Genomic DNA, 14,280 nt, shown 5'->3' with positions numbered 1-14,280 from the left:
ATAGGTTATAATATGGTCATATATGTATAATTATGTATGAATATATTGTAATGAAATATATATATTAAATTTTATTATAATTTTATTATAAGGAGGTTATGTGTTGAAATCAGCATTGAAAAATTTTCTATTTATTGTAGTGTGTATATTAGTTATCTCGACTGTCGCTTATGTCAATACAAATAACAGTAAGGATAGAAATATAAAAAAAGCGCAAGAGCAGAAGTTTGAACTTCCTAAACAGAATATTGTTGATTTAGATGTGTTATGGACTTTTAAAATAGATGGCGAGCCTGAAAGATATATTACAGAAGGGGATAAATTGTATATTTTATCGTCTACCAAGACTATTTATACCGTAAGTTTATCTGAACTAAGAATTATTGATGAATTTAAAATAGACGTTGATATAGATGATGATGGTTTTAGTTATATAGCAATTGAGAAAGGTGTTATAGCACTAGCTTACGGGTGGGATAGTGATGATATATTTATTATAAATACAAAAACTAAAAGAACTAAGAGAGTAGTATTTAATCGAAAGTTTAAAGACAGAGGGGATGCTAGTCGTTTTTTGATTTATAACAATATACTAATGTATGATGGTTCAATATATGTGACGGGGAATAACGCAACTTTTGGAATGGATTATACTACTGGAAAAGTTGTATGGAAAAATGATAGAGGGTTCAAAGCTGGCTCTGTAGATCTATATAAATATAAAAACAAATATTTGTATCTAAAAGGTTCGACCTACTATGAATTCAATCCTAAGACTGGGGAAGTGCTGAATAAATACCCATTTATTAGGAAGTCTAAAGACGAGAAAAATTTTTTAGTTGATAATGTTTTTAAAAATCCACCAGATGAAGAATTTGGTAGTTGGCATCTAAGGAATATCGCAACTTCAAAAGGTTATTTTTATACTCTTGATAATTCTAAGTTTAATTTTTATGAAAGGCAATTACATCCTATTTGGGTGATTGATTTTGAAAAAAGGATTTCAGAAAGACAAGAGTATGGAAGATATATGGTTTTAAGTTTATGTAATAATTATGAATTTAAAGGTACTAAGCTTAATGATAAGCTTATTAAGGATATAGTATTGCTAGACCTTGAAAACACAGATAGGCCTATAATATGGAATACAGGTATTCATAGTGAATTATGGATGGAGTCTATAATAGTAGTAAATAATCAACTTTACACATGTGACAAATACGGCACGGTAAAAGTTTTTGATTTATCAAAATTAGAGAAATAGTGATGACCGAAATATTATTATTTTCATGTGTTTTAGATATCTTTTGGCTTTAAATTTAAATTAGGCTAACCAGTAGTTTAGTCCAGGTCTACTATACCATATATTAACAAGTCGCAAATATTGATTTTATAAATAAAAATCCCTTTCAATAGTGATATAATTGAGAAAACTACTATGTTAATTTAACAGATGATAATTTTATTTGATATTTCTAAAAAGTACATACTTTAATGCCAATGCAACAAAAACTATTATCATAGATAGTAGTTAGATGTTATAATTTCAACATATTTAATTTTTTATCAGCTTTTATTACTTAGCACATACATTAATGTCAATTTAATTAAATTCCCTATGATTTTATATAATTATTACTTAATAATAAAAATGTGTTTTTGTATCAGTATATAATTTTTTATTATTTTATCAAATGATTTTGTCCAAATTCAATTCTAATTTTTACTTATTAATTATTATTAATCTTTTAATTTAAAATTTATATTTAATCTCTCAATCAAATTTTCCCATATTATATATATCTACTTTAATACCATTTCATGTCTTTTAAACATCCACTTTACTATACATAAAATACTTATGGTAAACCCGTGTGGATTTAATAACTGCTTTTGGTATGCAACTCTGCATCAAATCTATACTATATTTGCCAATGAAAATCTAGCATAGATAATCGCTAAGAAGTTTATTAACGTATAGGACTATACTTTTTTATAAGCCCATATATTATTTCATTTTATATATTTTTACACTTCTTATGTTTTAACCAATATCAACTGAATTGCAAACGTATGTTCTGGAGAGTCTAAAAAGGCATTTTTAATTTAATTATAAGAATATTAGATTACCATGATACAATATGAAAACTATGTTCTTTTATTGATTCTAAAAATAAGTTTTAAAACTATAGGCACCGCAATAAATCTATTGGTCTGATAATAAAAATGAGGCTTAAACCTTAAATTATAACCTCGTTTTTATTGTCTTTTATCTAGAAAAACTAAATAAATACATTATGTAAACCAAACTAGAAATCTTCTAGATTCTTATCTTTTAAAACAACAGTTTTGTTTTTTTATTATTTAAATGCACACCTACGAACAAATGTTCTTGGGTGTATGAATAGGCATTTATATCTTCGATTTAAACACTTTAAGTTTACCATAATTACAATATGAAAACTCCACTTTTTTTATAAGGCCTAAGATTGAATTTAAGAATAAAAGTGCCTTGCCAAACCCATTGGTCGAAAAATCAAAAAACGAGGCGTATATGTCAAAATATAGCCTCGTTTTTTGATGACTTTTATCTAAAAAACACAAAAGTTACTTATAAATACATTATGTAAACTAAAGATAAAAATCCTCTATAGTCTTATCTTTCAGATCTTGAGTTATACCTATATACCTTAAAGTTATACTTGGAGATGAGTGATTAAAAATGTCTTGAAGTATGGCTATGTCTTTATATATTTGATAATGCCAGTATCCAAAAGTTTTCCTCAAAGTATGAGTACCTATCTCCGAAAGTCCTATTATGCTTGCAGCGTTATTTAAAATTCTATAAGCTTGAATTCTTGAAATAGGATTATTTTCTCCTTTTCTACTTTTGAATAGATAAGTATCATCACTCATGTTTCTTATGTATTTTTCGAAATCCTTTCGAAGTTGACTATTAATTAAAAACCTTTTTTCCTTACCCGTCTTCTTCTCTATTATAATAATGTGATTTCTATCACGTACATGGTAGACTCTTAATCTTAACAAATCACTAATTCTAAGTCCTGTATTTATTCCAGCCACAAATAATAAATAATTTTTATAACCACTTTTTAAGAGCTCATTTTTCATCTCTTCAATCTTATGTTTATCCCTTATAGGCTGTACAAATTTCACCCCTAAATTCCCCCTTTTTTCACATGACCCCACACTAAAATTATATTACATTCAATGTCACAATGCAATGGATTATGTTACTTTAGTTATTTCGACACATGTCGAAATGTTGAAATTTCAATGTATATAAGAAAAACATCAATGTAACACTTTACATAAAGTGTTACATTCATAAGAGGTGTTTCTATAGATTTTTCATATAACCTTTCTAAGAAGTTTTTGGTATGCCGTCGACTTATGGGTCCTATTATAATTAAAATCCTCTTAAAACTCATTTTAGAGATTAGGTTCAATTTTCTTAGAGATACCTTAAAAGCAATCCTCTAGATTCAATTTTTCCATGATAAAAATCAAATAAAGTTTACCATAACCACATTATGAAACCTAAAGGTGCTAATTAGTCTTATTATGGCACATAATGAAAAAACATGTCATAAAGACCTATTGTATTAAGGCATAAAAAAACAAGCCTTATAATTAGAAATAAAGGCTTGTTTTTTTACTTACTTTAATTTGAAATTTATAAAATCTATAGCGTTGTTATCTAGCTCTTGGATAGTATATAAATATCTTTCTGCTAAAGATGCGTTACTCCACCCTAGTTGATCCTTTACCTGTTCAGATGAAGCACCTCGTTTTAAAGCATGAGCAGCTAGGGCGTGTCTTAAATCCCTTGGTGAATAGGTCCTTGGTAATCCAGCATCTTTACATGCCTTTTCTAAAATAATCCTAATCCATCGATCTGATATTTTACTACCTTTTTTATTCAAGAATACATAGGAATCTTTAGAAGTGGCATAATCTAGATTAGATTTATAATCTAATAAAAGTTGCCAAACATCATCCTTTACTTTCACAAATCTATCACCTTTAGAGGTACTAAATTTAATCCCTACATTATTACTAGAATCCAAAACAAATTGGTTCCATTTTAACTCTACCGATTCTTTTAAAGTTAATCCTGATGTGAAAATTAAAAGAGATATAGCATAGTCTCTTGGGTTATATCCTCGTAATACTGTAATTAGTTTATCTAAATCTTCCCAACTAATAATCCTATCCTTTGATATTTTTCTAGTGGCTTTGATCTTTTTAATATTTTTGAAGTGGTTATATTCTATGTATTCTCTCTCAACTAAGTAATTAAAAAAACTATATAATTGGCTATAAAATTTTTCACCAGTAGTTAAAGCTAGTTTATCTTCATTTACTAAAGTATTTATATGGCCTATGTAATCCTTACAATCCTCAAGGGTTATATTCTTAAAGTCATCCTTTTCTACAAAATCTAAAAAACATATTATATCCCTCTTATAATCCTTTTTGCTTTTAGGATTTTTAAGTCTATGTAAAAAATCATTTATTATGTATATATTTTCCATAATATATATTTAATACCTCCAATCTGTCTATATTTATATTGTAAGGTAAAAATGCATTTTTTTAAACAAATTTTTAATAGTTTACCATAAAAAATTTATGTGAATAGGATTATATTGTACTTGTGCTAATCAATTATAACAATATAGAATATATTAAGAAGGTTATTTATTTTTTATTTTTTTATAGTTATATTATAAAATATTAATGATTTTACATGAAAGAAAGGAACGTACATATGATGGAAAATATTATTAATAAATATATAGAAGATTTAAAGCAGAACAATATGGTTACTCTTAAAATTAAAGTATCTCCTAAAATGTCTAAGATAGAATTTAAAAAGGTCCTAGAGGATGGAACCTTGAAGCTTAATATAAGATCAGCTCCTGAAAAGGGCAAAGCTAACAAGGAGATAATAGCATATTTATCTAAAATATTAAATGTATCTAAGAAAGATATAGAGATAATATCAGGTGAAACCTCTCCTTTAAAATTAATAAAAATAACTATTTAATAAAGAAATTATATATGCCTTGTCTAGTTTTATATCAACAGAACGTATGTTCTTTGTGTATGGGATTAGCACTTAAACTATATTTAATCACAAATGGCTAAATTTCAAGCTTTACTTTTCCATTAAAATAAGAATGAGTGCCCTTTTTCAACGCCGAGAACATATGTTCTACGAATTCTATAAAAAAATATTATTTATTATGGTTATTCTTTATAGAAGTTTTTCTTTTAGAATAGGCCTACATTTATAAAGAATTTCAATATGAGTACCCTCTATTATATATTTTTCTCCATCTAAATAGAAGACACTATTTACAAGTGCATTTCCATCTCCTTCAAGACAAGTGGTAAAATCTACTACTTTCCCATCGATCCACTTATTACTATCTGAACTAGGAACTATTTGAAGATAATTTATAGTTTCTTCGCCAATTCCAGCTATAATAGTTACCTCTATTTTTCTCTACTTTATTATATTCATATTCTTATTTAGATTATTTAAAAAGCTATTCTGTGTTTGCATCCCTTGAATAGATTTGAATTCCATCATATTGTTATCTTCATAAAACAAATAATCACCATAGGTTAGAGCGGGAATAATATTATTAAGTCCTTTGAAATGAGTATGGATAGCATCTATTTGTTGTCCTTTATATTTTATTTTGAGTATGAGCATATATGCATCCATATACATTCGAACAAAGTTAAAGCCTAAATTATCTTGATCGGGTAATTCTCCTCCTGACCAAAAACTAAAATTGGGAGCTGTACCGGAATTGGGTGTACCAAGTTGAATTAATTGTTCAACATCATTGGCGTAATAATCACTTTGAACATAGGATCGAGAAACTAATTCCCCCATGCTATGACCTATTAGATTCACCTTGTGACAGCCTGTTATTTTTTTAGCTTCTTTTATTTTTTTATACAAATATGTTTTAGCTATATAATCACATTCTTTTCTCTAATCATAAAAAGCAATAAACAAATTTTTGTTTAGCTCATATCCTAAGCTTTCTAAAACTAGTATAAAGGGATCATACACATATTTAGAAACCCCAAAACTCCAATTCCCTGTACCTGGAACTATTACATCACTAATTGAACCAAATAATCCAGGAAGAAATATTAAAGGAATTTTTTTATCATACATAAAGACACCTCCTATCATCATTTAATATAATATTAATATATGAAGATAGGAATTTTAAGTTTACAAGTCTTAATTTTAAATATGAAACAATAATAAGTCTAATATAAAGAATAGAGACCTATAATTATAGGTCTCTATTTTTTATATCCTTTTGTATTTTCTTTAATGCTTTTTTTGAACCTCTTTTAATATCCTTTTCAAGCTTCCTAGATTCATAGGAAGTAAACAATGAATTTATATCATATCCTTCTGGATATAGATCTTCTTTTTTTATTAGGATATTTACCCTCTTAATGTTTACACTTTTAAACTCATTATTTGCCATTACCTCTATATTATTGTTTTTATCTTTCTCTTTATAGACTATAGCTTTTTCATTAGTATCTAATAATCGAACCTTATCCCCTACTCTAAAATGATTTATGGTTTCATCTGTCTTACATATAGATTCTTTTTGCTCTTTTCGTATTTTTCTTGCATCTACAATACCATAGTTATATTCCTTAGTATTTATATATGTCTTTGCTCTGTTTAATATTTTTTCCTTTAATCCCATTTTCCTTGAAATCCAAAGGGCATTACTATCTCCACCTTTACCAATAACCATTTCATACAAAGGTTCTAAGGTTTCTGGATTAAATCTCATATATGCATTCTCAAATTCTGGATGACCATAGGCATAATCCTTAATATTAGAATAATGAGTAGTAGCAATAGTTATGCATCCCATATGATATAGTTCCTCTAATATGGCAATGGCAAGGCCAGCTCCTTCATTAGGTTCTGTTCCTGTTCCAATTTCATCAAACAGTACTAAAGAGCTATTATTAGCTTCATACACAATTTGTGAGATATTTTTCATATGGGATGAAAAGGTGCTAAGGGCATTTTCTATACTTTGATTATCTCCTATATCTACAAATATATTATCAAATATAGATAGACTACTTCCTTTAGATGCACTTATGTGTAACCCTGATTGAGCAGCTAAAGTTAAAAGTCCTATAGTTTTTAAAGCTACAGTCTTACCTCCTGCATTTGGGCCTGTAATTACTAAAGTTCTATAATCATTTCCAATATGAAAATCAAGAGGTATACACTCTTCCTTTAAAAGTGGATGTCTTCCTTTTATTATATTAATATATCCATGAAAATTAATCTTAGGCTCTACTCCATCTATATAATTACTATATTTCCCTTTAGCAAAAATCATATCGTATTGACTAATTAATTCTATGTTAATATTAAGGGATTGTATTTCCTCATAGAGCATACCTGTTAAATAAGCAAGTATTTGATATTCTTCAGCCTTTTCTTCATATTTTAAACTTGTAAGTTCTTCATTATATTTACATATACTAGTTGGTTCTATAAAAACTGTAGTTCCCTTTGAAGAAACATCTATCACTGCTCCATCTATCTTATTTTTATAAGATGATTTTATAGGAATAGTGTACCTATCATTTCGTTTTACCACATGAAAATCTTGTATATATTTTTTATATTTATCAGATAAAAGTACCTTATTTAATCTTTGTTGTATATTCTCTTCAGTAGTAAAGATTTTTTTCCTTATTTTAAATAAATCCTTAGATGCACTAGAATCTACTTTGTTATTTTTTATAGAACCATTAATTTCATCTTCTATAAAATCCAGTGAACTAAGAGCTAACGCATATTCACTTAATGTGGGAGCATAAAAAGCTTGCTCCATCATGAACTTTTTTATTCTTCTACTACCTCTTAAAAAATCAGATACATTTATCAGTTCGTTAGGTTCTAAAATACTGCCCTTCTGTATCTTATTCATTAAGGATGTTATATCATGTATCCCATCAAAGGGTATATGATTAACATTATTTAATAAATTTTTAGCTTCACTTGTTTCATTTAATCTTTTTTTTACTCCCACTATATTAGTAAGAGGTTTTAGATTATCTATTAGATTTTTACCTAAACCACTTATACAGAAATTTTTTAGAGTTTCTTTTAATTGATTATATCCTAATTTTTCTAAAGTATTTGTATTCATAATTATTTACCTCATACCCTTATTTGACTTTAATATTATTTTTCTAATACTAGATTCTGATAGATTATAGATTTCCATAATAGTGTCAATGGAATGACCTTCTTTATATTTATGGTAAATATCCATGTTTCTTTTTTCCATAAATTCTCTAGTACCATTAACTTGCCCCCAGGGTACTCTGGTTCCATGATTCTTAGGAATATATATCAATTCGCCCTCTACATATTTTTGAATTTCTATTAATAAACTTTTCGGTAAAATATCTTTTCCATTTTTATAACTCACGTTTTAAATCCTCCCATATTTATAAGTCTTATTGTGAGAAACGACTTAATAAATAAGGGTTATACTAATATTAGTTAAACACACTTATTTATTAAGTCGTTTAACTCCCACCTCTAATAAGTAAGATTTATTTTTTAGTAACATAAATTACAACTCCTTTTATAATTAATATTATTCTTAATAATTATCTCATGATATTCAATTCCTTTTCAAGAGAATTATTTTTTATAATTAAACTTTCATAATACATTATACTCCATTAATTGAAATTAGAATAATAGAGGAAAATGCTGATTCTAATAGAATTAGTATTAATATGAAAAAAAAGGTAAAAATATGATGTATTATGCATTGACATTGAATGAAAAATCCAATTTGGAATGTGGTTATATTTGAGGGGGAAATTAAATGATTCCATTAAAAGGATATAATTTTGCAGAAAAGATTTATGAGAGTAATAATACAATCGTTTATAGGGGTACACGATTAAAAGATAAGCTACCTATCGTAGGTAAAATATTAAAAAAGGATTATCCTTCTACTAAGGATTTAGACTTGTTTCAATATGAATATGAGACTACTAAAAAATTCAACTCTAATGGGATAATTAAAGTATATGACATGGAAATTCTAGAACATACTCGAGCTATTATATACGAAGATTTTCATGGTATATCCTTAGATAGACTAATAAAGACCAATTATTTTTCCATAAAAGAAATATTAGAAATAATGATAAAAATAACCAATATAATAGGTGAAATTCATGATATGGATTATATTTATAAAAATCTAAATCCGCAAAATATAATTATAAACTCTAATACTAAGGAAGTAAAAATAATTGATTTTCAAATGGCTTCTGAAGTAAAAAAAGAAACTCAGACTGCAGTGGCACCAGATATGCTAGATGGAAATATTTTATATATTTCACCAGAGCAAACGGGACGAATGAATAGATCTATAGATTTCAGATCAGACTTATATTCACTGGGGATGACTTTTTACGAGATGCTAACAGATATTGTTCCCTTTAAATCTAGGGACAAGATGGATATAATATATGGTCACATTGCACAAGAACCTGTTTCTCCTAATGCATTAAAGAAACATATACCTTTAATATTATCAAATATAGTCATAAAACTCATAGCAAAACGGGCTGAAGAAAGATATCAAAGTGCTTGGAGTTTGAAATTAGACTTAGAAATATGCTTAGAAAAACTTAAATCAAATGGTGAAATTGAAGAATTTAACTTAGATAGTAATTTTAGTAGTAGTAAATTTCAAATCTGTGAAAAACTTTATGGTAGAGATAAAGAGTTAAAATTATTAGGGAAGGAATTTGATGAAGTTTTAAAGGGAGAATCTAGAATCGTTTTATTCAAAGGTCCTCCTGGTATTGGGAAGACCTTTTTAATAAATGAAATTCATAAACCCCTTGTAAAAGAAAAGGGTTACTTCCTATGGGGTAAATTTGAACTCTATAAAGGAAATGTTCCATATAGTGGTATTGTTCAGGCCTTCTCCGGTTTAATTAAACAGATTTTAACAGAAAAAAAAGAAATATTGCATATATGGAAAGAAAAAATTCTAAAGGCAGTAGGTATAAATGGGCAAATAATTATAGATGTAATTCCAGAGTTAGAATTGGTTATAGGAAAGCAACCTTCCATAATAAGTATATCTCCTCAGGAATCTAAAAAGAGATTTAATGAAACCCTTAAGCAGTTCATAAGAGTTTTTGCTACTGCATCTCATCCACTAGTTATATTTATTGATGATTTACAATGGGCTGATTATAGTACATTAAACTTTTTGAGAGATTTACTGTCGGATTTAGAGACTAAATACATATTATTTATAGGTGCTTATAGGGACAAAGAAATAGATGAAAACCAACCTTTTACGGAAACTTTAAATGATATATATAAATTAAAGGGCATTAAGGGAAAAAGAATCTCTTTAGAACCCTTAAACAAAGAACATATAAACGAGCTAATATGCGATGCTATACATTGTGAGGAAAGCTCTAGTATAGAATTGGCAAATGTTGTGGAGAAAAAAACTCAAGGAAATCCTTTTTTTATAGTTCAATTATTAAACAGTATGTATAATGAAAAAATATTGAGGTTCGATTCAAAAAAACTAAAATGGTATTGGGATATAGACGTAGTAAAATACATGGGTTCGTCTGACAACGTAGTTAATTTAATGACCAAAAGGTTGAAAGGTATATCTAAGGGAAGTCAAGAAATCTTAAAGTTAGGAGCCTGCATAGGCAGTAAATTTAACATAAATACCCTATCCATCATATATGAAGATACGTATGAAAATATGATTAATAGCATATGGGAGGCTATTAAGGAAGGTTTTATAATTCCACTAGATAAGGATTATAAGATTTTATTAAATAATACTAAGGAATATGTCAGCAGGAATATCTCTTTTAAATTCTTGCATGATAAAATACAACAGTCTGCATACTCTTTAATTCCCATGGATGAAAAAAAAGAATATCATTTAAAAATTGCTAGAGGTCTCATAAAAAATATGGATTGTTCTCAGGTGGAAAATAAGATATTTAATATTGTAGATCAGTTTAATGAAAGTATAGAGCTGATTTATGATAAAGAAGAAAAGATGAAAATAAGTAAATTAAATCTCATAGCTGCTCGTAAAGGAAAAAAGTCTTTGGCCTATAAGGCCTCGTTAGACTTTATAAAAACAAGTATGAATCTATTAATTGAAAACTCTTGGCATCTAGAATACGATTTAACATTTAATGTATATAAAGAATATGTAGAATTAGAATACTTAAATGGAAACTTTAATGATAGTGAAATAATATTAAAAAAGGCTCTAAGTAAAGTCTGTGATAAAATAGATAAATCTAAATTATATAGACTTATGATCCTAATGCATACCATGTCTGGTGAGTATGATAAGGCCATTGAAATGGCTATTGAAATATTAAACATATTAGGAATGAGCCTACCCACAGGTGACTTTAACAGATTAACTCAAAAGGAAATACATAAAATCAAAGAATTAGTGGGAAGCAGTTCTGTTAGTTCATTAATACATATAAAAGACATGAGTAGTCTAGAGAAAAAGGCAATACTTAAAATATTAACACAGTTAGCTCCTGTTACCTACGTTAAAAATCAGGATCTATGGGGATTCATTGCAGCTAAGAGGGTGTTTTTATCTATAAAATATGGAAATGCAGCGGAATCTGCTCATAGCTATACTAACTTTGGTATTTTATTAGGTAAATATGAGGAATATAAACTAGGATATGCATTTGGTTTGTTAGGATTAGAGGTAAGTAAAAAATATGAAGATATATCACAACAATGTAAATCCTTTTACAATATCTCCTGCTATCTAACCCCATGGGTAGACCATATAAGAAAATCATATGATCTCTATAAGGAAGGTTATGATTTTGGGATAAAGTCAGGAGAATTGCAATTTGTTGGATATATGTTTATGTCTATATTATCAAACTTTTTTCCACAAGGGATGAAATTAGAAATTTTAAAGAGTCATATTGATAAATTCCTATCATTTTCCCTTAATACAAAGAATTCATTATCCACATCTGTTATTGAAGGATTTAAATTAATAGTGAATAATTTAATTAAAAGTGATTCTTTAGAAATTCAAGATTATATATATGATGAAGAAAAATATATACATAATTGTGAGAAAAATAAAACCTACCTAGGATTAGGAAATTATTATATCATGAAGGGTCAAGTGGAATATATTTTAGATAGACCTAAAAAGTCACTGGAAAACCTCATGAAGGCAAAAGACCTCTTGCCTTTTATTTCAGGTACCTTCCTCATAGCGGAATACAATTTTTATAGATCATTAACTCTATTGAAACTTTGTGACAAAGTCTCAGATGGGAAAAAGAAAGAATATATTAAAGAAATAGAGTTAAATCAAATACAAATGAGAACATGGATGGAAAACTGTGAAGAAAATTTTGCACATAAATACTATATAGTAGAAGCAGAAAAATATAAACTTTTAAATCAAAATGATAAGGCTATGGACTTTTACGAAAAGGCTATAGAATTTGCTGGTAAAAATGAGTTTATACAAGATGAGGCTTTAGCCAATGAATTAGTGGCAAGATTCTATTTAAATAGAAAACAAAAGAAGGTTGCCTCCATATATATGAAAGAATCCCATTACCTATATCATACGTGGGGAGCTAATAAAAAGGTAAAGCATATGGAGGGAAAATATGAAGAACTATTCCTCTTCTCCCCTTCTACTAGAGATTATAATGTATTAAATATAGAAAACGAAATAGATATGAATACAGTTATTTCTGCATCACAAGCAATATCTAAGGAAATTGAAATGGATAGATTATTAAAAAAGCTTTTATATATTAGTACAAAGTATTCAGGGGCACAAAGATCCATATTTGTGATGAATAAGAACAATAAATATTTAGTAACAGGTGAAGTTAACAATGGAAAAGTAAGATTGATAGAAGATACCCCTATTGAACAATATGGAAATTTACCCCATAGCATTATAAATTATGTTATGAGAACTAAGGAGGATGTGCTTTTAAACGATGCATTTAATGATGGGATTTTCACTAAGGATCCTTATGTGATTAAGTGCAAAAGTAAATCAATTTTATGTATGCCCATAATAGCTAGAGGATATTTAATTGGTATTGGGTATTTAGAGAATAATCTTTCTACTAATGCTTTTACAACGAAACATTTAAAGCTATTAAAAATATTAGGTTCTCAAGCTGCCATATCTATGGAAAATGCCATTATGTACAATAAAATTAAAGAACTTAATAGCATATTAGAAGAAAACATTGAAGAAAAGGATGAATTATTAGAAGAAATCCTTGAATATGATAAATTGAAAACTGAGTTTATTGCAAATATATCACATGAGTTAAGAACACCTTTAAATGTCATGTTAGGAGCCATACAAATGAGTGACTTGATTTTCACTAATAAATTTGACAAAAAAAGTAAGACACAAGTAATAAAGTATTCTTCTATGACGAAACAAAATTGTTATAGGCTCATAAGACTAGTAAATAATTTAATTGATATAACTAAATTAGATTCAGGCTATATACCAGTATCTTTGAAAAAATGTAACGTAACTCAACTAGTGGAAGATATAACCTTATCTGTAGTCGATTATGCTAGTATAAAGGGAATCGACGTAATATATGATACAAATGTGGAAGAAAAAATCATGATGTGTGATTTAGATAAGATGGAGAGAATAATATTAAACTTACTTTCTAATGCTATTAAGTTTACTGATAAAGGCGGGTTAATAAAGGTAAATTTCATAGACAATGGAGATACAGTTACTATTTCTGTTAAAGATACGGGTATAGGTATCTTAAAGGAAAAACAAGATATAATATTTGATAGGTTTGCTCAAGCGGATAAATCTTTATCTAGGAATAATGAAGGAAGTGGAATTGGTTTATCTTTAGTCAAATCATTTGTTCAATTATTGGGTGGTAAAATTAGTGTGAAAAGTGAATTGGGTCATGGAAGTGAATTTATAATAAATCTTCCCGTATGTGATACTAGGCATATAAACAGTTATATGGATGAAGTGGCAGTAGTTAAAGATAATCAACAAAGAATACAAATAGAGTTTTCTGATATATACTTTTAAATATACAATTCATTAATAAAAAAAGATGGCCTATATAAAG

9 protein-coding genes are annotated in these 14,280 nt (G+C 27.6%); 3 read left to right on the top strand and 6 right to left on the bottom strand.

The window, feature by feature from the left end; translation table 11 throughout:
- The first annotated feature begins 103 nt into the window (after positions 1-103).
- The gene (locus CCE28_RS01035; RefSeq protein ID WP_095130085.1) at positions 104-1,264 is read left to right on the top strand and encodes a PQQ-binding-like beta-propeller repeat protein; all 1,161 of its coding nucleotides are present in this window, start codon (positions 104-106) and stop codon (positions 1,262-1,264) included.
- Between the two features lie 1,367 nt (positions 1,265-2,631).
- Here the strand turns inward: CCE28_RS01035 and CCE28_RS01030 are convergent.
- A complete protein-coding gene (locus CCE28_RS01030; protein WP_095130083.1) occupies positions 2,632-3,177 on the bottom strand; it encodes a site-specific integrase in 546 nt (181 codons plus the stop codon).
- Positions 3,178-3,680: 503 nt separating this feature from the next.
- Positions 3,681-4,559: a tyrosine-type recombinase/integrase gene (locus tag CCE28_RS01025; RefSeq protein WP_095130081.1), complete on the bottom strand. Its 879-nt coding sequence runs from the start codon at positions 4,557-4,559 to the stop codon at positions 3,681-3,683.
- A 215-nt stretch (positions 4,560-4,774) separates the two neighbouring features.
- Between CCE28_RS01025 and CCE28_RS01020 the strand changes: the two genes are divergently transcribed.
- Complete coding sequence (locus tag CCE28_RS01020; protein WP_207652829.1) at positions 4,775-5,074, top strand: DUF167 domain-containing protein; 300 nt, start codon at positions 4,775-4,777, stop codon at positions 5,072-5,074.
- Between the two features lie 462 nt (positions 5,075-5,536).
- Here CCE28_RS01020 and CCE28_RS22445 read toward each other — a convergent pair whose 3' ends face one another.
- The 4 genes from CCE28_RS22445 to CCE28_RS01005 form a co-directional block, all read right to left on the bottom strand.
- On the bottom strand, positions 5,537-6,004 hold the full coding sequence (locus CCE28_RS22445) for an esterase/lipase family protein (protein ID WP_207652828.1): 468 nt from the start codon (positions 6,002-6,004) through the stop codon (positions 5,537-5,539).
- Between the two features lie 33 nt (positions 6,005-6,037).
- Entirely contained in the window at positions 6,038-6,226 is a 189-nt protein-coding gene (locus CCE28_RS22440; protein WP_207652827.1) for a hypothetical protein, read from the bottom strand.
- A gap of 124 nt (positions 6,227-6,350) precedes the next feature.
- A complete protein-coding gene (locus tag CCE28_RS01010) occupies positions 6,351-8,258 on the bottom strand; it encodes an endonuclease MutS2 (protein WP_095130079.1) in 1,908 nt (635 codons plus the stop codon).
- A gap of 6 nt (positions 8,259-8,264) precedes the next feature.
- Entirely contained in the window at positions 8,265-8,543 is a 279-nt protein-coding gene (locus CCE28_RS01005) for a CD3324 family protein (protein WP_095130077.1), read from the bottom strand.
- Between the two features lie 408 nt (positions 8,544-8,951).
- Here CCE28_RS01005 and CCE28_RS01000 point away from each other — a divergent pair, with 408 nt between their 5' ends.
- Entirely contained in the window at positions 8,952-14,240 is a 5,289-nt protein-coding gene (locus tag CCE28_RS01000; protein WP_095130075.1) for an ATP-binding sensor histidine kinase, read from the top strand.
- Positions 14,241-14,280: the final 40 nt, after the last annotated feature.

The organism is Anaeromicrobium sediminis, from assembly GCF_002270055.1.
GTDB lineage: Bacteria > Bacillota > Clostridia > Peptostreptococcales > Thermotaleaceae > Anaeromicrobium > Anaeromicrobium sediminis.
This window is presented reverse-complemented; position numbering and strand designations above follow the sequence as displayed.

Excerpts from the sequence above, each read along its gene's own strand:
- CCE28_RS01020 (WP_207652829.1), top strand. The coding sequence starts at position 4,775 with ATGAAAGAAAGGAACGTACATATGATGGAAAATATTATTAATAAATAT.
- CCE28_RS22440 (WP_207652827.1), bottom strand. The coding sequence starts at position 6,226 with ATGTATGATAAAAAAATTCCTTTAATATTTCTTCCTGGATTATTTGGT.
- CCE28_RS01000 (WP_095130075.1), top strand. The coding sequence starts at position 8,952 with ATGATTCCATTAAAAGGATATAATTTTGCAGAAAAGATTTATGAGAGT.
- CCE28_RS01010 (WP_095130079.1), bottom strand. The coding sequence starts at position 8,258 with ATGAATACAAATACTTTAGAAAAATTAGGATATAATCAATTAAAAGAA.
- CCE28_RS01025 (WP_095130081.1), bottom strand. The coding sequence starts at position 4,559 with ATGGAAAATATATACATAATAAATGATTTTTTACATAGACTTAAAAAT.